28 protein-coding genes are annotated in these 19,481 nt (G+C 63.2%); 15 read left to right on the plus strand and 13 right to left on the minus strand.

The genetic code is table 11. The features are described 5' to 3' along the window. The first annotated feature begins 37 nt into the window (after positions 1–37). The 6 genes from FJ974_RS21865 (at position 38) to FJ974_RS21890 (ending at position 5,157) form a co-directional block, all read left to right on the plus strand. Positions 38–835 carry an ABC transporter permease gene (locus FJ974_RS21865; protein WP_226891341.1) on the plus strand — a complete coding sequence of 266 codons (798 nt, stop codon included), beginning with the start codon at positions 38–40 and terminating at the stop codon, positions 833–835. Then, a complete protein-coding gene (locus tag FJ974_RS21870; protein ID WP_140538829.1) occupies positions 832–1,974 on the plus strand; it encodes an ABC transporter substrate-binding protein in 1,143 nt (380 codons plus the stop codon). The genes FJ974_RS21865 and FJ974_RS21870 overlap by 4 nt, the downstream gene beginning before the upstream one ends. Further along, positions 1,967–3,148 (plus strand): ABC transporter ATP-binding protein, encoded by a 1,182-nt coding sequence (locus FJ974_RS21875; RefSeq protein WP_226891342.1) that lies wholly within the window; start codon positions 1,967–1,969, stop codon positions 3,146–3,148. The genes FJ974_RS21870 and FJ974_RS21875 overlap by 8 nt, the downstream gene beginning before the upstream one ends. Positions 3,149–3,264: 116 nt before the next feature. Further along, positions 3,265–4,413, plus strand: coding sequence for an amidohydrolase (locus FJ974_RS21880; protein WP_140538830.1), 1,149 nt, complete (start codon positions 3,265–3,267; stop codon positions 4,411–4,413). 90 nt (positions 4,414–4,503) lie between these two features. Then, positions 4,504–4,722: a hypothetical protein gene (locus FJ974_RS21885; protein WP_140538831.1), complete on the plus strand. Its 219-nt coding sequence runs from the start codon at positions 4,504–4,506 to the stop codon at positions 4,720–4,722. A 3-nt stretch (positions 4,723–4,725) separates the two neighbouring features. Then, positions 4,726–5,157, plus strand: coding sequence for a type II toxin-antitoxin system VapC family toxin (locus tag FJ974_RS21890; protein WP_140538832.1), 432 nt, complete (start codon positions 4,726–4,728; stop codon positions 5,155–5,157). Positions 5,158–5,236: 79 nt separating this feature from the next. On the opposite strand, the gene FJ974_RS21895 is transcribed toward FJ974_RS21890, so the two are convergent. Further along, positions 5,237–5,680, minus strand: a complete 444-nt coding sequence (locus FJ974_RS21895; RefSeq protein WP_140538833.1) for an SRPBCC family protein — start codon at positions 5,678–5,680, stop codon at positions 5,237–5,239. An 80-nt stretch (positions 5,681–5,760) separates the two neighbouring features. Here FJ974_RS21895 and FJ974_RS21900 point away from each other — a divergent pair, with 80 nt between their 5' ends. Both FJ974_RS21900 and FJ974_RS21905 read left to right on the plus strand, forming a co-directional pair. Beyond that, positions 5,761–6,324: a DNA-3-methyladenine glycosylase gene (locus tag FJ974_RS21900; RefSeq protein WP_140538834.1), complete on the plus strand. Its 564-nt coding sequence runs from the start codon at positions 5,761–5,763 to the stop codon at positions 6,322–6,324. A gap of 84 nt (positions 6,325–6,408) precedes the next feature. Continuing rightward, positions 6,409–6,768 (plus strand): hypothetical protein, encoded by a 360-nt coding sequence (locus tag FJ974_RS21905; RefSeq protein ID WP_140538835.1) that lies wholly within the window; start codon positions 6,409–6,411, stop codon positions 6,766–6,768. Between the two features lie 3 nt (positions 6,769–6,771). On the opposite strand, the gene FJ974_RS21910 is transcribed toward FJ974_RS21905, so the two are convergent. Beyond that, positions 6,772–7,299 (minus strand): cupin, encoded by a 528-nt coding sequence (locus tag FJ974_RS21910; protein WP_140538836.1) that lies wholly within the window; start codon positions 7,297–7,299, stop codon positions 6,772–6,774. Positions 7,300–7,349: 50 nt separating this feature from the next. Here FJ974_RS21910 and FJ974_RS21915 point away from each other — a divergent pair, with 50 nt between their 5' ends. Continuing rightward, entirely contained in the window at positions 7,350–7,952 is a 603-nt protein-coding gene (locus tag FJ974_RS21915; protein WP_140538837.1) for a hypothetical protein, read from the plus strand. Positions 7,953–8,027: 75 nt separating this feature from the next. On the opposite strand, the gene FJ974_RS21920 is transcribed toward FJ974_RS21915, so the two are convergent. Then, entirely contained in the window at positions 8,028–8,549 is a 522-nt protein-coding gene (locus tag FJ974_RS21920; RefSeq protein WP_181177326.1) for a hypothetical protein, read from the minus strand. Between the two features lie 120 nt (positions 8,550–8,669). Here FJ974_RS21920 and FJ974_RS21925 point away from each other — a divergent pair, with 120 nt between their 5' ends. Together FJ974_RS21925 and FJ974_RS21930 are read left to right on the plus strand one after the other, a co-directional pair. Then, complete coding sequence (locus FJ974_RS21925) at positions 8,670–8,987, plus strand: ArsR/SmtB family transcription factor (RefSeq protein WP_210240730.1); 318 nt, start codon at positions 8,670–8,672, stop codon at positions 8,985–8,987. After that, positions 8,984–9,472 (plus strand): SRPBCC family protein, encoded by a 489-nt coding sequence (locus tag FJ974_RS21930; RefSeq protein WP_140538839.1) that lies wholly within the window; start codon positions 8,984–8,986, stop codon positions 9,470–9,472. The genes FJ974_RS21925 and FJ974_RS21930 overlap by 4 nt, the downstream gene beginning before the upstream one ends. A 34-nt stretch (positions 9,473–9,506) precedes the next feature. Here FJ974_RS21930 and FJ974_RS21935 read toward each other — a convergent pair whose 3' ends face one another. Further along, on the minus strand, positions 9,507–10,100 hold the full coding sequence (locus FJ974_RS21935; protein WP_140538840.1) for a histidine phosphatase family protein: 594 nt from the start codon (positions 10,098–10,100) through the stop codon (positions 9,507–9,509). A gap of 212 nt (positions 10,101–10,312) precedes the next feature. Between FJ974_RS21935 and FJ974_RS21940 the strand changes: the two genes are divergently transcribed. Further along, positions 10,313–10,495 (plus strand): hypothetical protein, encoded by a 183-nt coding sequence (locus FJ974_RS21940; RefSeq protein ID WP_140538841.1) that lies wholly within the window; start codon positions 10,313–10,315, stop codon positions 10,493–10,495. Between the two features lie 83 nt (positions 10,496–10,578). On the opposite strand, the gene FJ974_RS21945 is transcribed toward FJ974_RS21940, so the two are convergent. From FJ974_RS21945 to FJ974_RS21965, 5 genes are all read right to left on the minus strand, one after another. Beyond that, the gene (locus FJ974_RS21945) at positions 10,579–11,736 is read right to left on the minus strand and encodes an MFS transporter (protein WP_226891653.1); all 1,158 of its coding nucleotides are present in this window, start codon (positions 11,734–11,736) and stop codon (positions 10,579–10,581) included. A 69-nt stretch (positions 11,737–11,805) separates the two neighbouring features. Beyond that, a complete protein-coding gene (gene arsC, locus FJ974_RS21950; RefSeq protein WP_140538843.1) occupies positions 11,806–12,219 on the minus strand; it encodes an arsenate reductase (glutaredoxin) in 414 nt (137 codons plus the stop codon). After that, entirely contained in the window at positions 12,216–12,914 is a 699-nt protein-coding gene (locus tag FJ974_RS21955; RefSeq protein WP_140538844.1) for an MIP/aquaporin family protein, read from the minus strand. The genes arsC and FJ974_RS21955 overlap by 4 nt, the downstream gene beginning before the upstream one ends. Before the next feature lie 9 nt (positions 12,915–12,923). Further along, positions 12,924–13,349, minus strand: coding sequence for an arsenic resistance N-acetyltransferase ArsN2 (arsN2, locus tag FJ974_RS21960; protein ID WP_140538845.1), 426 nt, complete (start codon positions 13,347–13,349; stop codon positions 12,924–12,926). After that, positions 13,346–13,687 carry an ArsR/SmtB family transcription factor gene (locus tag FJ974_RS21965; protein ID WP_140538846.1) on the minus strand — a complete coding sequence of 114 codons (342 nt, stop codon included), beginning with the start codon at positions 13,685–13,687 and terminating at the stop codon, positions 13,346–13,348. Before FJ974_RS21965 ends, arsN2 begins: the two co-directional genes overlap by 4 nt. Before the next feature lie 42 nt (positions 13,688–13,729). Here FJ974_RS21965 and FJ974_RS21970 point away from each other — a divergent pair, with 42 nt between their 5' ends. Beyond that, positions 13,730–14,269, plus strand: coding sequence for a DUF6428 family protein (locus FJ974_RS21970; protein ID WP_181177327.1), 540 nt, complete (start codon positions 13,730–13,732; stop codon positions 14,267–14,269). A 370-nt stretch (positions 14,270–14,639) separates the two neighbouring features. Here the strand turns inward: FJ974_RS21970 and FJ974_RS21975 are convergent, their stop codons facing one another. Beyond that, entirely contained in the window at positions 14,640–14,807 is a 168-nt protein-coding gene (locus FJ974_RS21975; protein ID WP_181177329.1) for a hypothetical protein, read from the minus strand. A gap of 270 nt (positions 14,808–15,077) precedes the next feature. On the opposite strand from FJ974_RS21975, the gene FJ974_RS21980 reads away from it, so the two are divergent. Both FJ974_RS21980 and FJ974_RS21985 read left to right on the plus strand, forming a co-directional pair. Beyond that, positions 15,078–16,478: a sensor histidine kinase gene (locus FJ974_RS21980; protein ID WP_140538847.1), complete on the plus strand. Its 1,401-nt coding sequence runs from the start codon at positions 15,078–15,080 to the stop codon at positions 16,476–16,478. After that, complete coding sequence (locus FJ974_RS21985) at positions 16,475–17,128, plus strand: response regulator (protein ID WP_140538848.1); 654 nt, start codon at positions 16,475–16,477, stop codon at positions 17,126–17,128. The genes FJ974_RS21980 and FJ974_RS21985 overlap by 4 nt, the downstream gene beginning before the upstream one ends. 241 nt (positions 17,129–17,369) lie before the next feature. Here FJ974_RS21985 and FJ974_RS21990 read toward each other — a convergent pair whose 3' ends face one another. From FJ974_RS21990 to FJ974_RS22000, 3 genes are all read right to left on the minus strand, one after another. Further along, complete coding sequence (locus FJ974_RS21990; protein ID WP_226891343.1) at positions 17,370–17,849, minus strand: hypothetical protein; 480 nt, start codon at positions 17,847–17,849, stop codon at positions 17,370–17,372. 3 nt (positions 17,850–17,852) lie between these two features. Further along, positions 17,853–18,281, minus strand: coding sequence for a hypothetical protein (locus tag FJ974_RS21995; protein ID WP_226891344.1), 429 nt, complete (start codon positions 18,279–18,281; stop codon positions 17,853–17,855). 585 nt (positions 18,282–18,866) lie between these two features. Next, positions 18,867–19,385 carry a hypothetical protein gene (locus FJ974_RS22000; RefSeq protein WP_181177279.1) on the minus strand — a complete coding sequence of 173 codons (519 nt, stop codon included), beginning with the start codon at positions 19,383–19,385 and terminating at the stop codon, positions 18,867–18,869. Positions 19,386–19,481: the final 96 nt, after the last annotated feature.

Raw genomic sequence — 19,481 nt, forward strand, 5'->3', positions numbered from 1 at the left:
GCGGCGGCGGAAAGAGGAAGGCCGATGGGCCTGGCGGATGACCGGCTTCGTCACGGTCTGCGTCTATATCTTCATGTTCGCGCCGATCGTGGCGACGGTGATCCTGTCGTTCAACGCCTCGATGTTCGGCGGCTTCCCGATGACGGGCTTCAGCCTGCAATGGTACGGCAAGCTGATGGCCAATGACGCGGTGCTGGCCGCCTTCCAGACCTCGCTGTGGATCGCATTGGTCACCGCCGCCGTCACCACGGCAATAGGCGTCGTCACGGCGTTTGCGCTGGTGCGCTTCGAGTTCCCCGGCAAACAGGCGCTGAGCACGCTGGTGATCCTGCCGGCGCTGGTGCCGGAGACCATCCTCGGCGTCGGCCTGCTGGTGCTGATCAAGGCAATCGACCAGCCGAGGACGATGCTGCTCCTGGTGCTCGGTCATATCATGCTCGCCGTGCCCTATGTGGTGCTGATCGCGCAGGCGCGCATGGTCGGCATCCGGCGCGTCTATGAGGAGGCGGCGCTTTCGCTCGGCGCCTCGCGCTTTGCCTCCTTCCGCGAGATCACGCTGCCGCTGCTCATCCCCGCCGTCGTCGGCGGCGCGCTGCTCGCCTTCACCATCTCGTTCGACAACACGTCGGCCAGCCTGTTCTGGCGGCCGGCCGGCGTCGAGACCATGCCTACCCAGATCCTTTCGATGCTCAAGATCTCGATCAGTCCGGAGATCAACGCGCTCGGCACCGTGATGATCCTGGTGACCGTCGGCATCCCGCTGCTCGGCGGTCTTATCCTGCAGAGCCTGACCAGATTGAAACGACGTGGCGAACCAAAGGAGGAAGCGAAATGAAACTTACCACCACCAAGCGGCTCGAACGGCTGCACGACCGCTACATGAATGGCGGCCTCAGCCGCCGCACTTTCCTGACGCTGACAGCGGCGGCGGCCGCCTCGGCCGGCCTCGACATGCCGTGGATGCGGCAGGCGCTCGCGGCGGTCGAGCAGGTCCGCTTCGACGGCTGGGGCGGCACGGTGCAGGACGCGATCGACAAATATGCCTTCCAGCCCTACACGGCCAAGACCAAGATCAAGGTGGTCCAGGGCACGTTCGGCGACGAGGACGAGATCATCACCAAGATCAAGACCGCGAAGCCCGGCGACTACCAGGTCGTGCATTCGTCCGGCGTCAACTACTACATCAAATATGTGAACGGCGGCCTGACTTCGGAGATCAACGAGGCCAACATTCCCAACATGGTGAATGTGCTGCAGCCGATGATCGAGCCGTTCCGCAAGCTGACGCCAAAACTCTCGGCCGTGCCCTATGACTACGGCACCACAGGCATCGCCTACAACACCAAGGTGATCTCGCCGGAGGAGGCGAAGGAAAAGGGTGCGGGCCTGCTGCTCGACAAGAAATATGCCGGCAAGGTCGGCGGCTATGACGACATGACCACACGCGTCTGGTACGCTGCTTTGGCCACCGGACAGGACCCCAACAACCTCAAGGACATGGACACGATCTGGGCCAAGGTGCGCGAGACACGCGACCTCGCCAAGAAGTTCTGGAGTTCCGGGGCGGAGCTGATGGACCTGCTTTCCAAAGGTGAGATCGTGGTGACTGATGCCTGGTCGGGCCGCGTCGCCGCCTTGCAGGACCAGGGTCATCCGATCGGCTATCTCGATCCGGCGGGTTCCTATGCCTGGATGGAGGACATGCTGATCCTGAAAGGCTCGCCGATGGCCGAGTGTGAAGAACTCGTCAACTTCATGCTCGATCCGGCGACCGCGATCGCGGTGGCAGAAGGTCAGAGCTATCCGCCGTCGCTCGACCCGACCAAAGTCAAGCTCACCGAGAAGATCGAGAAGCTGCCGGCTTTCGACAAGACCGGCACGATGAAGGCGCTGACCTTCGCCGATCCGACCTACTGGGCGACCAACGAGGACGCCTGGACCAAGCAGTGGAACAGGATCTCGAAAGGTGCCTGACAGCCACGACCTTTCCGAAGCACCCCGGCCGGCAGTGGCCGGGGTGGCAAAAGCTGGCGCCGGCGGACCTGTCTCAAGCAAAGGCGCGGAGACGAGCCAGCCGGCGGTCGAGTTCCGCAACATCGACATTGCCTATGGCAAGTTCGTCGCGGTGCGGGATTTCTCGCTCTCGATCCGCAAGGGCAGCTTCGTCACCTTGCTGGGACCTTCGGGCTGCGGCAAGACCACGATCCTGCGCTCCATAGCCGGGCTGGTCGACATATCGAGCGGGCAGATCATGATCGACGGGCGTCGGGTCGACGACATTCCGATCTACAAGCGCAACATCGGGCTGGTCTTCCAGAGCTACGCGCTGTTCCCCCACAAGACCGTATTCGACAACGTCGCCTTCGGCCTGAAATACCGCAACGTGCCCAAGCCCGAGATCGCGCGAAGGGTCGGCCAGGCGCTCGACATGGTGCGGCTGCCGGGCAGCGAGAAGAAACTGCCCTCGCAACTGTCGGGCGGGCAGCAGCAGCGCATCGCGCTCGCCCGCGCCATCGTCTTCGAGCCGCAGGTGCTGCTGCTGGACGAGCCGCTGTCGGCGCTCGACGCCAATATGCGCGAAGAAATGCGCGTGGAGATCAAGAAGATCCAGAGGGAGACCGGGATCACCGCCATCTTCGTGACGCACGACCAGGAAGAAGCGCTCTCCATGTCGGATCGCATCGTTGTGATGAACGCGGGATCGGCCGAGCAAATCGGCGCGCCGCAAGAAGTCTACGATGCGCCGGCCACCGCCTTCGTCGCCGATTTCCTCGGCAAGGCCAACATGCTTGCCGGCACAGTGAGCCGTTCTGAGGCACCGACTTCCGTCATGCTTGCCGCCGGCCAGACGGTGAATGTGATTTCTCCGAGGCCGCTTGCGAGCGGCAGCAAAGTCACTGTCGTGGTCCGGCCCCAGAAACTGTCTGTGGGCGCGGCGGGGACTTCCAATCGGCTGTCCGGCCGCGTCGTCTCGACCTCGTATCTGGGCGGAAGCGCCATCTACGAAGTCGACATCGGCGGCAGCTCGAGTATCCGTGCCAACGCCCCGATCAATGGCCAGATCCTGCGTGAAGGGGAGTCCGTCGACCTCGGCTTCGATGCGGATGACTGCGTTCTTCTTGATGACGGCGGGCAACGGATTTCGTAGGACCCTGCGGCCGCGCGTCGACGCGACAAAGCGCCTGCGTCGGCATTAAATGCTGAATGACGCGGGAACAATCCTATCGTGCTTGTGTGATCGACAAGCTAACCGGAACCACGCTCATGACCCTTACCAATCGAGACATCGTCGAGCTTACGGAATGGCGGCGCAAGCTGCACCGGCAGCCTGAGATTTCCAATGAGGAGGAGAAGACGGCGAAAGAGGTTGTCGACTTCCTTGCCGATACGGGGCCGGACAAGGTGCTGACCGGGCTCGGCGGTCATGGCGTGGCGGCGGTTTATGATAGCGGCAAAGCGGGGCCGACAGTGCTGTTCCGCTCGGAGCTCGACGCGCTGCCGATCGAGGAGCTTTCGGATGTCGAGCATTCATCGCAGGTGCCGGGCACGTCGCATATGTGCGGCCATGACGGACACACCGCGATCCTTGCCGCGCTTGGCCGCCAGCTCGGGCGCGAAAGGCCGGCAAGCGGCCGCGTCGTGCTGATGTTCCAGCCGGCGGAAGAAACCGGCAATGGCGCTGCCGGCGTCGTCGCCGATCCGCGCTTCGGCGAGATCGCGCCGGATTTCGCCTTCTCTTTGCACAATCTGCCGGGCGTGCCGTTCGGCGAGGTGCGCCTCAAGCCCGGCGTGGTCAACTGCGCCTCACGCGGCATGCGCATCACTCTGGAAGGCAAGACCGCGCATTCGTCCATGCCCGAAACCGGCGTCTCGCCGATGCCGGCGGTGAGCGCGCTGATGCCTGCCCTGCCCGCGCTTGGCCGCGGCACTTTCGCCGACGACGATTTCGGCATGGTGACCGTCACCCACGCCAGAATGGGCGAAGCGGTGTTCGGCATCGCGCCGGCGCATGCCGAGGTCTGGGCGACGCTGCGCACCCGCCGCGACGAGCGCATGGCCGAACTGGTCGCGGCCGCGGAAGCGCTGGCGGGCAAGATCGCGGCCGAGCACCGGCTTGCCGTCCGCTTCGACTACCACGAGATCTTCGTCGCCAGCGTCAACGCCCCGGAGGCAGTGAAGCATCTCAACCGGGCGCTCGACGAGGAAGGCGTGGCGCGCAGCGAGGAGGCCCTGCCGATGCGTGCCTCCGAGGATTTCGGCATTTTCGGCCATAAAGCCAGGTCGGCGATGTTCTTCCTCGGCGCCGGCGAGCGTATCCCTGCCCTGCACAATCCCGACTATGACTTTCCGGACGATCTGATCCCGATCGGGTCAAGGATTTTCATGCGCACGGCGCGTAATCTGCTGGGATGAACAGTTGGACCTAACGCGAAACGCCATGCACGTATTGCTGCCTTGGAAGTCTGTGCTAAATGCTCGCAACAATGACGATTTGTCGCTATATTGAAAACCATGACAAAAGCCCAGATCAAACAGGAGCCAACCGGCAAGTGGGCGGTACGAGACTCACGTAGCGGCCGCTATGTTGAGGTGCGTGGTGCCGACTCGATGAAGTCATCGCAGTTACCTCTGAAAAAGGGCGTTGACCTCACCAAGCCGATTGCCAAGCAGGCCCTTAAAGGCGGTTCGGACAAGGTGCGTAAGCCCCCGGTGAAGAACTGATCCTTGCCAGGGACCCTCCTTGACACGCACACGCTTTATTGGCTCGTAACGGCAGCGGACATACTTTCAGAAGAAGCTCTCATTGCGATCGCTGAATGCCAAGCAGCAGGAACGCTGTACGTGTCACCGATCACAGCGTGGGAATTGACGATCGCATCCCGCAAGCCAGCCCATAGGCATCCGCCGAACCTCGGCGCCGGAACACCGTCAAAATGGTTTTCGGCGGCGGTGGCGGCCACGGGGGCGAAGATCGTTCCTATCAAGCAACGAATCGCGTGCGAGGCGGCCGCAGTGGTGGCCGATACCGGGCACAAGGATCCTGGCGATTGCTATCTGATCGCTACAGCACGCATAAAAAGGGTCCCGATAATCACGCGTGACACGATCATGCAAGGGCTCGCGTCGCCCGATTATCTCCAAGTCATTATTTGTTAGGATGAGGTGCGCAATGCGGTCGCCGGCAAGCGCACCAAGGTCGGCGCGCTTCCGGTCGCAGCGGCATCTATCCGCCGGATTATTGGTTGATTTCGGGCTCGACGAGCTTTGCGAGATTGCGCAGCGATTCCTGCCAGCCGAGATAGCAGGCTTCGGCCGGAATGGCGTCCGGAATGCCGGCCTGCGTGATCTCCAGCTCCGTGCCAACGGAGACTTTCTTCAACGTCACGGTCACCTGCATCTCGCCGGGCAAATTGGGGTCGTCGAACTTGTCGGTGTAGCGCAGGCGCTCACCGGGAACGAGCTCGATATAGTCGCCGCCGAAGGAATGACTGTCGCCGGTGGTGAAATTGCGGAAGGACATCTTGTGCGATCCGCCGACCTTTGCTTCCAGATGATGGACCGTGCAGGTGAAGCCGTTCGGCGGCAGCCATTTGGCCAGCGCATCGGCCTCGGTGAAGGCGCGGTAGACTTTTTCCGGGCTGGTCGTCAGAACGCGGTGCAGACGGACGGTGCTGGGCATATCGTTTTTCTCCGTTGTGATTGCCGTTTACGCCCCAAGGACGAACGATGGTCGGCCAATCCGACACAGGGTCTCCGAATATGATCTCCAGCGCTTCTGCGGACCAGCATTTCTTCGCGCGGGACGCCCTGGTGGTGGCGCGCGAGATGATAGGCGCAACGCTCGGGCTCGACGGCGCCGGCGGCATTATCGTCGAGACCGAAGCCTATCGTCCTGACGATCCGGCATCCCATGCTTTTCGCGGACCAACCCCGCGCAACGCGCCTATGTACGGCGCGCCAGGCAGCGCCTATATCTATCGCTCGCATGGCCTGCACTGGTGCCTGAACGCCGTCTGCCTGCCGGGCAGCGCCGTACTGATCCGGGCGCTGCAGCCGCAATTCGGCATCGCTACGATGCAGGCCAAGCGCGGCACCAATGACGACAGGCTGCTCTGCTCGGGCCCAGGGCGGCTGTGCCAGGCGCTCGGCATCGACGGCTCGCATAACCGGCTGCTGCTCGCCGAGCCGCCTTTCGAATTTTCCTTTTCCGGGACCGGTCCAGCCGCGATCGTTACGGGACGCCGGATCGGGCTGACCAAGGGCGTTGAATCGCAGTGGCGGTTTGGGCTTGGCGGCTCGCGCTATCTGAGCCGCAAGTTTTAAGCCGGGGAACGCCTCGGGCGCTACCTTGCTTGCGGGAAAAAGCCTTCTGTGTACTGTGCCCCAAACATTAGGAAAGGCTTGGGGATGAGAATTGCGATGGTCGCCGCCTTGGCCGCGACAGTGGCTGGATGTGTGACGTCTCCGGTCGACTATGCGGCATCGCTTTCGCAGCAGGACCCGAAATGGGCGACGCCGCAATGCCAGCAAGCCCGCATGGCGGCTTCGGACTATGCCGCTCGCGAAAAAGAGCACCCCGGCTGGGGCTTCGGCGTCTTGCTTGGCCCGTACAGCCTGGGGCTCGAAGCAGCCATCAAAGAGCACGAGCAGAAGCAGCGAAAGCTGTTCGCTCGCGAGGTGCACTTGCAGTGCTCAAGTCTGCCACTGCCTAAGAAGTTGGAAAGCGATCCCCGTGACGCGATCGCAAATCAGACTAAATATCCATAGACGTCATGGCTGCCATTTTTTGAGCAGCGGACCTTCGCTCCCGTAGACCGGGTCCTGCTCCGGGAGGCCTATCTTCGGGATGGTGCGCAACGCGGCGTCGTGCTGCTCCGCGGTGGTGCACAGATCATAAGTTCCGAAGGGCGGATAGGCGACGACGACGAGAAGATCGGCGGATGAGGACAGGCGCTGGTGGCCGGTGCCAGCCGGCAGGATCGCCACGTCGCCGGCCTCGACCGTCAGCACCTCGCCCTTGTCGCCGCCGAAGCGCACCTCGGCCGTGCCGCGTGCAATGCCGAGCACCTCATGGATGCGCGAATGGTAGTGGACGTAAGCATAGATGCCGTTGCGCCAGCTGCTGCCCCAGCCGTTCGCCTTGAAGAGCCCTTCGAACACGGAAGCCGGATCGAGATTGTCAGGCAGCGTCACGGCTCCGCGATAGACGATCATCGGCCAACGCGGATGGTTGGGCACCAGGCCGTCATCGGCGAAGCGGAAAGTGAGCGGTTGGCTCTGCCTGACAAGTTTCTCCACCTTTTGCGCTCCCTTGGCATCAGCACCTGCTCAACGGCCTTCTTCGGATTTTGGTTGCGCGCTATCTTCATGCAGATCGCCGGGCATTCGTCCGCAGCTGCCGACGCGAAGTCCCGTCTGATTTCCCGGAGGGTCAAATGACTGCCATCCGCTTTTCGACAATCGGCCTTTTCGCGGCCACACTGCTGTCGGCATTCGCCTTCATCGCTGTCGACAGCGCTGCGGCGGAGGACCTCTACAAACTGTGCCGCCAGCTGAAAAACGACGACACGATCCGTCCTTATTCGCACGAGCTTCACGATGGAACGGTCAAGGCGTTCAAAAAGCTCTTTCCGGATGCCAACGGCACGTTGAGCGAGTCCGAGTTGCAGGCAGAGGCCAATTATCGCTGCATGAACGGCAAGGTCCTGGTCTGCTTCGTCGGCGCCAACCTGCCCTGCGCGAAAATGAACGCCTCCCGCGACAATCCCGGCGCGGATGCGTTTTGCAAGGCCAATCCGAATAACGAAGTCGTGCCGGCGGCGGCGACGGGACACGACGCCGTCTATGCCTACAAGTGCCGGAACGGCAAGGCGGTGATCACCGGCAATCCGTGGAAGCTCGACAAGCGTGGTTTTGGCAAGACACTGTGGGCCGAAGTGCCTGAGCATTGAGGCTGGCGGCGAGATGCCGGCCAGAGGAGCCCGCCGGCTTCGCATTCCCTGTCTGGCCGCAGCCAGACTCGTAACTCACAAGGCCGCGATCGCGAGAAGCCAGGCCAATATGTCGAGCAACAGGAAAACCAGAGCGATCTGCAACGCCAGCCGCAGCCGCTGGATAACGCGCCAGTTGCCGGCCATATCTGCCTTGATGCGAAGCGCAAGCGCGCGCTGCATGGCCGCCATCGTCGTCGGCCTGTCGCCGTCGACATATTGATGGAGCAGCTCTTCCGGATCGAAGCGGAATGTGTATTTGTGGTAGGGCCAAAGCATGAAGACGATCAGCCCGCCGATGGCGAAAAGCAACGCCACCGCGATCCAGTCCCAAAGCCCAAGCCCATCGGAAAGCGCCCTGCCGCCGAGCAACGAGTTTGCGAATGCGGTGGCAAAGATAAGGCTGCCGGCGCGCGTGTTCATGTTCTCGACAACGTTCTGCTGATGCGTGAGACCTCGCACCGCTTCCTGGTAGATGAACGCAAGGCGAGGATCGTCGCCGGCAGCACCGCCCGGGTCCGTTGCGTTGCTTTCGTCTGTGCCCGGAAGTTCGGCCATAAGGTATCCCTAGCGCGCGTCGGTGATGCGCTACTTTAGCTCAAGTCCCGCATTGCAAAAACGCCTTGGGCCGCGCCCGCCAAATTGACAGGACAAACACACCGGTATAAGTTCGCGTTAGTGGTGACTAACGCGAACTATTGGACAGCGCTCGGAGATCCGACGAGGCGCACGATCTTCGAACTGCTGGTCGAACAACCTTGTTCGGTCGGCGGACTTGCACGTGCGTTGCCTGTAACACGGCCGGCGGTATCTCAGCACTTGAAGGTACTCAAGGACGCCGGGCTCGTGGCCGACACGCGCTCCGGCAAGGAACGCATCTACCGTATCGATCCGGACGGGCTGGCCAGCCTGCGCGCGGAGATCGACCGGTTCTGGAACAAGACCCTGGCGGGCTACAAATTGGCCGTCGAGCAACCAGCGAAGGACCAGAGATGACAAAGCATTCAGCACCCGCGCCCGTGAGGCACTCCGTCGTTGTCGAGGCGCCTATTGCACATGCCTTCAAGGTCTTCACCCAGGACTTCGGCAGCTTCAAGCCTCGCGAGCACAATCTGCTCGCGGTGCCGATCTCGGAGACAATCTTCGAACCCCGCGTTGGCGGTCATGTCTATGATCGTGGCGTCGACGGCAGCGAGTGCCATTGGGCTCGCGTGCTGGCCTACGATCCGCCCAACAGGCTGCTGCTGAGCTGGGATATCAGTCCTCGGTGGCAGGTGGAAGCCGACCCGAACAGGACCAGCGAATGGGAAGTTCGCTTCACGGCCGAGACAGAGAACCGAACCCGGGTCGAAATCGAGCACCGGAATCTCGAACGGCATGGCGAAGGCTGGGAGGGCGTGCGCGGTGGCGTCGACAGCGATCAGGGATGGCCGTTGTACCTTCAGCGGTTCCACGACCTTTTCCCCCACCGCGTGGCCTGACAGCCGTGCGGTGAACCGGCGGCCGCCGGGATTGTCATCCCGGTCCCGACGCGGCATTTTCGCGATAGCTGACCCCGCTTGCCCGCAGCACCCAGCGGCGGCCGTCGCTGCGGAAATCGGTGAGGCTGAGCGGCTCGAGGTCGATCTTCCAGACCGAGGACAGCGGCGCGCCAAGCACATGCACGATCGCCGCGCGGATGACACCGGCATGGGTCACCGCGATGGTATGGCCGGGCTGGGTGAGGAGATCGTCCATTAGGGCGACGCCGCGCCGGGCGACATCGGCGAGCGCTTCGCCGCCATGGGGAGCCGCATCGGGGTCTGAGAACCAGGCGGCGATGCCCTCGGGATCTTGTGCCTGCGCCGCTTCGAAACTTTTGCCCGCCCATCGGCCGAAATCCTGATCGGCGAGCCGCGGCTCGAGCGAGGCTTCGAGGCCAAGCGCCTCGGCGGTCTGCCGCGCCCGCAATGCCGGGCTCGTCCAGACGCGATCGGCTCGGCGCAGCGCGGGTGCTATGGCGCCGGCGCGGGCGAGCGCCTGCGGCTCCAGCGGCTCGTCCTGCGCAAAGCGACCCCTGCGCGTGGCGAGCGTTGCGCCGCTCGAGATCATCGTCAGGCGTGCGAGCATGAAAAACCGCTTCTGTGGCCAAGCCGGATTGTGCGTACATTCTCGTGCTGGCCGTCACAAGCGTTTGGCCGTCTGTGATGCATTTCACGGACGTGGTGGGCTGAATGTCGGAAGCGAAACACACACGACACAAATATGTCGGATTATTTGTACTCAAATGATATTCGCGACGTTATCGTTGCGTTGCAGGCGAGCCGGATGTGGAGAGAGGCATGGCGACGGCGAAGCTTCATGGTGTTGAAATCGTCAGGGGCCAGAAGTGGACGGTGCGCGTCACTGCCTATGGCACCACGCTGACCTTTCCCTTCGAAGCCGAGCAATATGCGCGCTCCTACGCCGATGGCCAGGCCTTCCGGCTTGGCGTCGAGGTGGTCGAGCTGAAAGACTGCGCCTGAGAGATCGTCGGCATCCCCGATATTGACGATCGCGCGGTCGGAGGGTCGCTCGAAGCTGTAACTGGCGGGATTGCTCGATAAAATCATTGAGCTGCTAAGGAAGCTCGACCTGCGGATTTCGATGCCGCGACGAGCCAGGCCAAACCGCAGGCCAACGCGACGTTGACCAAGGCAAGCCCTGAAAGAACTCCCAGCAGGCCGTTGGCGCCGGTACGCTCCAGCAGCAACGCGCCGACTGACGGCGCTGCCGCCTGGGCAATGAGGCTCGGCATGGCGAGACGACCCATCAGCTTGGCGTAGCCTGATGGCCCGAACAGGGCGAGCGGAAGGGTTCCGCGGGCGATCGATTCCAGGCCGATGCCGGCGCCGTAAAAGCCAAGCGCGACCGGAATGATCGGCAGGCCCGCCCAGAGGATGGATACGCCGATTGCCGCGAATGTCACGGACGCGAATTTGGTCCAGATCGGATGGTGGTAACGCGCCACGATCATTTCAATCGTCCTGGCGGAGACCTGGAAAGGACCGACGAGCGCACCTAGTCCGACGGCGGCGGCAAGCGCCATGCCTCCGCCCTGCAGGATCGACAGCAAATGCACCGACAATGTCGAGGAGATCACCGCTGCAAGCGTGAGCGTGGTGGCCAGAACGGCCATCGTTCCGAACTTGAGATTGTTCTTCCCAACGGGTGCTGCCGGATCTGTTCGGGCAGGTTTGACGGCCTGCGCTTCGGTGGCTCCAGGCAAAACGAAAAGATACAGGGGAAGCGCGATCAGCAGCTGAACGGCGGCATAGGACAGACAAGCGCCACGCCACCCGACCTCGATCATCAGGAAGGCCGAGATGGGCCAGCAGACGGTGCTGGCAAAGCCGCCGAAGAGCGTGAGCGTGGTGATGGCGGAACGCGCGCCATGTCCGTAGAGGCGGCCAAGCGTGGCGAAAGCCGCGTCATACAGACCGGCGCCCATTCCAAAGCCGATGACCAACCAGGCGACAATGTAGGCGGCGAGATTCGGCGCTGCCGCGAGACCGATCTGGCCAAGGCCAAGCGCAACGGCGCTGAAGGCCAGGACATGGCGGCCGCCCCGACGCTCGATCGACGAACCCACGCGTGGCGAGATCAGGCCGGCGACCAGCAGCCCAAGCGAAAGGCCGCCTACCACCCAACCCAGCGGCCAGCCGGTGTCGGCCGCCACCCGAGGCGCAATGACCGCCGGCAGGTAGTAGGACGATCCCCAGGCCATAATCTGGGTGACGCCAAGCGCTGAAACGAGGACGTGGCGATTGCGGGCGACAGGCGCGGGAGCTTCCAATCAAACCTGCCCCGGCGGGTAGACGACTTTCTCGCCGTCGTCCTTGACGAACTCGCGCACCGGCCTGTCGAGCAGATCAAGGACGGCTTCGGAGGGGCGGCAGAGCCGCGTGCCTTTGGGTGTTTCAACGATCGGCCGGTTGATCAGGATCGGCTGTGCCATCATGAAGTCCAGCAGCTCGTCGTCCGACCATTTGGCATTGCCGAGATCGAGTTCGGCATAGGGCGTTCCTTTCTCGCGCAGCAGGCCGCGCACCGGAATCCCTATCGCGGCGATCAGCTCTTTCAGGCGCTCGCGGCTCGGCGGCGTCTTCAGATATTCAATGACCACAGGCTCCTCGCCGCTGGCGCGGACCATCGCCAGCGTGTTGCGCGAGGTGCCGCAATCCGGGTTGTGATAGATGGTGATCGTCATGACTCCGCCTTCGCCGGCACAGATTGTTGAATGGGCTGCGGCCGCAGCAACCAGCCCATCAGCACCAGGGCGATAAGCGCGCCGAGCAATTCGGCGACGATGAAGCCCGGCAGATCGACCGGCCTGATGCCGGAAAACGTGTTCGTGAGCGCCCGCGCCACAGCGACGGCCGGATTGGCGAAAGACGTGGATGCTGTGAACCAGTAGGCGGCGGTGATGTAGAGGCCGACCAGCCACGGCACGGCTCTTTGCTCGAAGCGGATGCCCGAGAGAATGACGGCGACGAGGCCGAACGTTGCGACGATCTCCGAGAACCATTGCGACGGCCCGGTGCGGAGCTTGGTGGCTATTTCGAGAACCGGCAGCGCAAACATCAGATGCGCGGCAATGGTGCCGACAACGCCTCCGACGAACTGCGCGACCAAATAGGCGGGAAGGTCGCGCATCGGCAGCGTCCGGTTCAGGCAGAAGACGAGCGAGACTGCCGGATTGAAATGCGCGCCGGAGATCGGCCCAAGGATGGTGATGAGCACTACCAGCATCGCGCCTGTGGCCATGGTGTTGCCGAGCAGCGCGAGCGCGGTGTCACGCGTGAGCGTCTCGGCCATGATGCCGGAACCGACCACCGTCGCGACCAGCAGGCAGGTGCCCAAGGCCTCGGCAACGGCTCGTCGCCGCAGATCGAAGGATACCATCGCCACCGCCTATAACAGCCGCGCCATAAGCGTGGCGGTCGACGGGCATAGCGAGGCGGCTTGCCGGGTGGCGAGGATGTCGGCCGGCGCGCTTTGCCGCGCGATCGGTTCGAACCCCAGCCTTGCGAAGAACGGCGCTGCATCCGTCGTCAGCAAGTAGGCGTGGCGGGCGCCATCCGCGCGCGCCTGTTCAAACAGCAGGCTGACGGCGCGCCGCCCAAGCCCTTTGCCCCGCGCCTCAGGCATGATGACGATCGAGCGTAGCAGCACGTCGTCGCCGCAGCGTTCGAGACCGCCGAACCCGACCGTCTCGCCTCCATCGGCGAAGCGGAAGAAGGCGCCGCCTGGCTCGCCAAGATCATCCGACGGCAGGGCCGCCAAATCGAGCGCTGCACACAGTTCCTGGGCGCCGGCGGCGATCCGCTCCATAATCATTGCCGGGCCTCCGGCGCACAGCAGGCGGCAAGCGCCGGCGCGCAGATCTCCGGCCGGCCCGAGCAGCAATCTTGCATGAGGAACCTGATCAGGCCTGACAGCGCGTCATATTCGGCGCTGTAGACGATCGATCGCGCGTCCCGCCGCGTGGCGACGAGGCCGGCGCGCTCCAGTTCCTTCAAGTGAAAGCTGACGTTGGAGGGCGACACCTCGACCTGTTCTGCAAGCGAACCGGCCGCGATGCCGTCCGGCCCGGCAATGACCAGCAGTCTCAAGAGACGCAGCCGGGTTTCCTGCGACAGCGCGCCAAAGGCGATCAGGGCTTGACGTCCGTCCACGTTTCAATGATCCTTGAAATGTTGAAATGAGGAATAGCCGACGTGCTTGCTCCTGACAATCAAAAAATCGCCGATCCCGTGCCGGTGGACCCGATCGACCTGACGATCGGCGATCTGCTTGATGCGCTGGCCGACCACAAGGATAAACCGCTGGTGTTTTGCTATGACGGCCAGGCGGTGAAGCCGGGATACCATGTGACGGAGGTCAAAGCCGGGCAGTTCTCGGCGCTCGACTGCGGCGGCAATCCGGAATCCTGGCCGGAAATCTTCGTCCAGCTCTGGGATGTGGACGAAGGCGGGCCTGTGCACATGCCAGCCGGCAAATTCGCCGCTATCATCAGCAAGGTTGCCGATCACGTCGCCCTCGACCGGTCGGCCAGGCTGACCTTCGAGGTCAGCGACGGCATCCGCCCGATGGAGCTTCACCGGGCGAACCAGCCGGTCCTCGTCGGCGACCGGATCGAGGTCGAGCTGTCGCCGCGGCCGGCCAGCTGCAAGCCGCGCGACCGCTGGCTGGAGGAACAGAAGGCGGCAAACGCGTCATGTTGTGCGCCCGACAACGGCAAGGCTTGCTGCGGTTGAACCGGATTATCCCGACGCCAACGACACCACCGCAACGACCCAGCGCAAAGCGCTGACAGCGGGTTTAGATTAGCAATCCCTTGTATTTCTCTCAAATCGGGATCATTCTTGGCAAGATACGCAGTAGGTGGGTGTGAGGGCAAAGCGTCATGGACTATGCAGTCTGCTATGACCACAGCGGTGTCGTGTTGGCGGGGTCGATCTTCCTCGACATCACAGCGGTCTTGCTGATCGTGGCGTCATTGGCCGCCGCACGCCTGATCTCGACATCGCGCGCGGATACCATCGGACGGCTTCAGATCGCTTAATGGCTTGAGGTCATTCCTAAGGCACCTCCCGAAACCGCTGCACATTTTCGGGAGACATGCTTCTAGCCATCGTCAGCGATCGTTCGTATTTCACTGAACAGCGCCGAGCAGTCGATCTCGTCACAGAACGGCGCTTGAGGATCGAGCACCAGCCACGACCCATGCGTGCGAAGATCCTTCAGCCTGGCGTTCTTTTCGGCGCGCGCCTGACGCTCCGCCTCGGTGAGCACGGCCGCAGCCGTTCTTTCGACCCTGTTATGATGAAAACCTCTCGACATCGCGTCACACAAACGCAATCCCCTGTTCCGCGTTCCGTCGGACCGAGGCTCCGACGCAAAGAAATGCGCCGGCGGCGGAGCCCATAGATGGTTCTGAGTGATCGGCCGGCAACTGCGATGACGCGGGGACATTAACCTTCCCCAGGGGAACGGACCAAGGTCGGTGTCGCAATCGCCGCGCCGCGCCTATACTCTCCCCTGCGGGTAGGGTGAACGGTAAGGATGCCGAGGGAATATTTGAAGCGATTCCTAGAGGGCTGGAGCCAGCTGTCGCTGGCGATCCAATTCCTCATCGTCGGCGGTATCGGGCTTCTGGCGGTGATGCTCGTGGTCGGCCTGTGGGTGACATCGCAGATCCGGCAAGGCGTGATGCACAACTCCGCCACCACCACCGCGCTCTATGTCGACAGCGTGATCGCACCGCTGCTGCCGGACATGCGCAAGAGCCGCGAGCTCGACGACACCGTCAAGCGGGCGCTCGACGAGACGCTCGGTCAGGGCGCGCTCGGCAAAAAGCTGGTGTCATTCAAGCTGTGGCGGCGCGACGGCATGGTGCTCTATGCCTCGGATTCGGCGCTGATCGGCAAGACCTTCCCGCCGAACCACAATCTCACCTCCGCCTTTGCCGGCAATGTCGTGGCCGAATACAACGACCTCAGCGACGACCCCGAAGCCAACGAGGAAAAATCGCTGCGTACGCCACTGTTCGAGATCTACAATCCGGTGCGCGAGCCGTGGTCCGGCCAGGTGGTGGCGGTGTCGGAATTCTATGAGATCGCCGACGATTTCCAGGACACGCTGAACTCGGCGCTCCGATGGACCTGGCTGGTGGTGGCGGGCGCTACCGCGGCAGCACTCGCGCTTTTGTCGGGCATCGTCTTTCGCGGCAGCCGCACCATCGTCACGCAGCGCGCCGCACTCCAGGCCAAAGTCGCTGAGCTGCAGACGGCGCTGGCGCAGAATTCGTCGCTGCGCCAGCGCGTGCAGCGCGCCTCACGGCGCGCCACGGCCATCAACGAACGCTATCTGAGGCGCATCGGCGCCGACCTGCATGACGGGCCGGCGCAGCTGGTGGCGCTGGCCGCGCTCAGGATGGACAGCCCGGCGCTGGTCGACCCTGCCATTCCGAGCGAATTGCGCGAGGCCGAAATCGCCGGCATCCACAAGACGCTGGGCGAAGCGATGCGCGAGATCCGTGGCATCTGCAACGGGCTGGTGCTGCCGCAGATCGAAACCCAGGCCGTGGCCGATATCCTGCGTCTGGCGGTGGCCGAGCATCAGCGGCGCACCTCGACCGAGGTGGCGCTCACAATCCCTTCCCGCTTGCCGGAACTCGGCACTTCGGAGAAGATCAGCATATACCGTTTCGTGCAAGAAGGGCTGAACAATGCCTACCGGCACGGCAAGGGCAAGGATCAGGCGGTGCGGGGCGGGGTCAAGAACGGCAAGCTGGCGGTCGAGGTCATCGATGGCGGACCGGGTTTCGATCCCGCCCGCAGCGAAGGGCTCGGCCTCGCGGGCTTAAGGGAACGCATCGAAAGCATAGGCGGTCAGTTCGAGACGCTGTCGGGCCCGGAAGGCACGAGACTGATCATCACTCTGTCTGTCGAGGAGCAGCCATGAACGTACCCACCGCCCCCATTCGCATTGCCATCGTCGACGACCATCCGTTGTTTCGCGAGGGCGTGGCGCGCAGCCTCGGCGAGATCGGCGGCTTCGAGCTGGTGGGCGAAGGCGCCAGCTCCGAGGAAGCGCAGCACCTCGCCCGCGCAAACGCGCCCGATATCCTGCTGCTCGACATCAGCATGCCGGGCGGCGGCCTCAATGCGCTCGCCAGCATCCTGGCCATGCTGCCCGAGCAGAAGGTGGTGATGCTGACCGTCTCGGAAACCAATGCCGATATCGCTCAGGCGCTGAAGACCGGCGCGCGCGGCTATGTGCTGAAGGGCGTCGGCTCCAAGTCGCTGGCCGAGATCCTGCGCGATGTCGCGGCCGGCCAGAGCTATGTCTCGCCGAGCCTGTCGGCAAGGCTGCTCTCGGACCTGTTGCAGCCCGCCGGCCGCAAACCCGACCCACTCAGCCAGCTCACCGGCCGCGAGGCCGAGATCCTGAAGCTGGTCGGGGAAGGCCTCAGCAACAAGGAAGTCGCGGCGCGGCTGTCGCTGCAGGAAAAGACGGTCAAGCACCACATGACCAGGGTGCTGGCCAAGCTCAACGTGCGCAATCGCACGGAGGCGGCGCTGTTGATGCATGAGGCGAAAGAGAGGAATTAATGAGTAGTGAGTAGTGAGTAGTGAGTAGTGAATGGTGAATGGTGAATGGTGAGCCGATGGCACCTCGCCGCTGTGATTCGCTGAATATACTTACTTACCCACTATTCACCATTCACCATTCACCATTCACTACTTACTACTCACTACTCACTCACTATTCCCCAAAAGCAAATCACCCCCGTCTCCGGAGACGGGGGTGACATGCGAGGGAACGGGAAAAGGGGGTAGCTTCTTCGTTCCCTCACAAGCTCATCAGGCGAGCCAGGTCCTCGTCTGTCGCTTGGCGCTCGACTATGGTGCGGCCTTGCGCATCCGTCATTTCGAAGCGGCCGTTCTCGACCTTCTCCTTCATGCCGTTGCGGTGGACGACCGTGATCCGGTTGCCGTCGACCTCGAGGGTGTCGCCGGTCGCCGTATTGGTGTAGCTGTTCTTGTTGCCGGGATTTGTGTTGCCCTTGCCGTTGTTGTTGCCAGGACCGGCATTGCTGTTGCCGGCACCGGCATTGCTGTTACCGTTGCCGCCGGCGTTGTTTCCGCCATTGCCATTGCCGTTCCCATTGCCATTGCCGCCGTTGCCGTTGCCATTGCCGGCATGAGCCTTGGCCACCACGATGGTGGCCGAACCGTCGGTTGTGAATTGATAGGGCGCGATGGCCAGCGCCAGCGCCGCCGTGGCGCTCAGCGCAAACCGGAAAATCCCGAGGGACGGCGCGGCGCTCACGCTCTATTCGGGAACGACCGCCGGCGTATCGTCGCCATTGTCGTCGTTCTCGCCCTGATCGTTATTGTCGCCCTGGTCGTCGCCGGCATCATGGCTCTCACTATCGTCGCCATGATCGTCGCTGTTGTCGTCACCGCCGTCGTGGTCGGCACCGTCGTGGCCGCCATCGTCGCCGTCGTGGTCGCCACCGTCACCGCCCCCGTCGCCGCCATCGTGGCCGCCGTCGCCGCCCCCACCTCCGCCGCCGTCGCCGTCGCCGCCCCCACCTCCGCCGCCGTCGCCGCCTCCACCACCCTCGCTTTCGGCATGGGCGGCAGCGGGAACGAGCTTGGCACCGTCGAGCGTCAGGTGATACGGCGCGATGGTCAGCGCCAGCGCCGTCGAGGCACGCAACATGAGCCAGGCGAGCCGGTTGAAGGGAAGTTTGTGCATCTGTTTCTCCAAGTACCGGCTCCGCCCTCGGCCCCGCCGAAGTTCCGCTCGCGGCGTGGCCGGGGCGGAACCGGGTGTTGCGGGCAGCAGAATCGACGCATCCGCCGGGCCATGGAAGCGGCCCACGACCCATGCCATGGCCGGTCGGACTTTTTTGCCGCCGGCGCGGGACCATTGTCGCAACCGGCTTCAAAGCCGCAGCTGCCGCGGCGTTAACCAAATCGCTTGGAAATCGGCCGGCAATTCTTTATGACTGGAGCGAGCGAGAACCACGCGGGCGCGCAACGAACCGCGGCACGTTACGGCAACGGCCTCCTCCGGACGTCAAAAGAAATACCGTAACACTTTGATTGAGCTCATGGATTCTTGCCCCGGCTTTGGGGCCATGCGCCAAGGGCTGCCCCCCGGCAACCGTCCCCAAGGGCCCAAAAAAGTACCCCCGCCGAAAGGCGGGGGCAAGGTGAGCAGCGGGAGTTCTGTCATATGTCGATCAGGACCGAAGAAACGAAGCAAAAGGTGGCAACCTGATTTTGCAGCGCCGGCCTTTGGTCCCTTAGTTGATCAAATTCAGATAGAACCTCGCTCTCACAAACTTTTCAGACGATCGAGATCTGCCGCGGTGGCGTTGCGCTCGACGATGGTGCGGCCAAATTTGTCCTCCATCCTGAAGCGGCCGTTCTCGATCTTCTCCTTCATTCCGTTGCGGTGCGTCACCTGGATGCCGCTGGCGCTGACCTCGACCTTGTCGCCCGTCGCGGCGTTCACGTGATCGTCGACATCGGCGGCGCTGCCTGGGGTACTGCTGCTAGGGCTGCTCGTTCCACCGCTGTTGCTGCTGCTATTTCCGTTTCCGTTGCCGTTATTACCGCTGTTTCCGTTGCCGTTGCCGTTGTTGCCGCCGCCGTTTCCGTTACCGTTGTTACCGCCGCCGCCGTTACCGTTACCGCCGCCGTTCCCACCGTTACCGCCGCCGTTGCCGCCTTTGCCGGCATAGGCCTTGGCGGCGACGGGGCCGTCGACGGAGAGATGATAGGGCACGAAAATCAGCGCCAGCGCCGTAAGCGCCCGCAAGACAAACCTGCAGCCCATGCGCGATACGCGCATCCCATTCTCCCAAGGCCAGCCTTCCGGCCGATCGGCCGAACTACCCCACCGGCATTGTCGCAGCATCCAGCATCTCCAATCGGCGCGTTGTGCGGA

It is taken from the genome of Mesorhizobium sp. B1-1-8 (assembly GCF_006442795.2).
GTDB lineage: Bacteria > Pseudomonadota > Alphaproteobacteria > Rhizobiales > Rhizobiaceae > Mesorhizobium.

Excerpts from the sequence above, each read along its gene's own strand:
- FJ974_RS22000 (WP_181177279.1), bottom strand. The coding sequence starts at position 19,385 with ATGCGCGTATCGCGCATGGGCTGCAGGTTTGTCTTGCGGGCGCTTACG.
- FJ974_RS21900 (WP_140538834.1), top strand. The coding sequence starts at position 5,761 with ATGATCTCCAGCGCTTCTGCGGACCAGCATTTCTTCGCGCGGGACGCC.
- arsC (WP_140538843.1), bottom strand. The coding sequence starts at position 12,219 with ATGACGATCACCATCTATCACAACCCGGATTGCGGCACCTCGCGCAAC.
- FJ974_RS21995 (WP_226891344.1), bottom strand. The coding sequence starts at position 18,281 with ATGCACAAACTTCCCTTCAACCGGCTCGCCTGGCTCATGTTGCGTGCC.
- arsN2 (WP_140538845.1), bottom strand. The coding sequence starts at position 13,349 with ATGATTATGGAGCGGATCGCCGCCGGCGCCCAGGAACTGTGTGCAGCG.
- FJ974_RS21980 (WP_140538847.1), top strand. The coding sequence starts at position 15,078 with ATGCCGAGGGAATATTTGAAGCGATTCCTAGAGGGCTGGAGCCAGCTG.
- FJ974_RS21880 (WP_140538830.1), top strand. The coding sequence starts at position 3,265 with ATGACCCTTACCAATCGAGACATCGTCGAGCTTACGGAATGGCGGCGC.
- FJ974_RS21930 (WP_140538839.1), top strand. The coding sequence starts at position 8,984 with ATGACAAAGCATTCAGCACCCGCGCCCGTGAGGCACTCCGTCGTTGTC.
- FJ974_RS21940 (WP_140538841.1), top strand. The coding sequence starts at position 10,313 with ATGGCGACGGCGAAGCTTCATGGTGTTGAAATCGTCAGGGGCCAGAAG.
- FJ974_RS21870 (WP_140538829.1), top strand. The coding sequence starts at position 832 with ATGAAACTTACCACCACCAAGCGGCTCGAACGGCTGCACGACCGCTAC.
- FJ974_RS21985 (WP_140538848.1), top strand. The coding sequence starts at position 16,475 with ATGAACGTACCCACCGCCCCCATTCGCATTGCCATCGTCGACGACCAT.
- FJ974_RS21865 (WP_226891341.1), top strand. The coding sequence starts at position 38 with ATGACCGGCTTCGTCACGGTCTGCGTCTATATCTTCATGTTCGCGCCG.
- FJ974_RS21955 (WP_140538844.1), bottom strand. The coding sequence starts at position 12,914 with ATGGTATCCTTCGATCTGCGGCGACGAGCCGTTGCCGAGGCCTTGGGC.
- FJ974_RS21905 (WP_140538835.1), top strand. The coding sequence starts at position 6,409 with ATGAGAATTGCGATGGTCGCCGCCTTGGCCGCGACAGTGGCTGGATGT.
- FJ974_RS21935 (WP_140538840.1), bottom strand. The coding sequence starts at position 10,100 with ATGCTCGCACGCCTGACGATGATCTCGAGCGGCGCAACGCTCGCCACG.
- FJ974_RS21920 (WP_181177326.1), bottom strand. The coding sequence starts at position 8,549 with ATGGCCGAACTTCCGGGCACAGACGAAAGCAACGCAACGGACCCGGGC.
- FJ974_RS21945 (WP_226891653.1), bottom strand. The coding sequence starts at position 11,736 with ATGGCCTGGGGATCGTCCTACTACCTGCCGGCGGTCATTGCGCCTCGG.
- FJ974_RS21895 (WP_140538833.1), bottom strand. The coding sequence starts at position 5,680 with ATGCCCAGCACCGTCCGTCTGCACCGCGTTCTGACGACCAGCCCGGAA.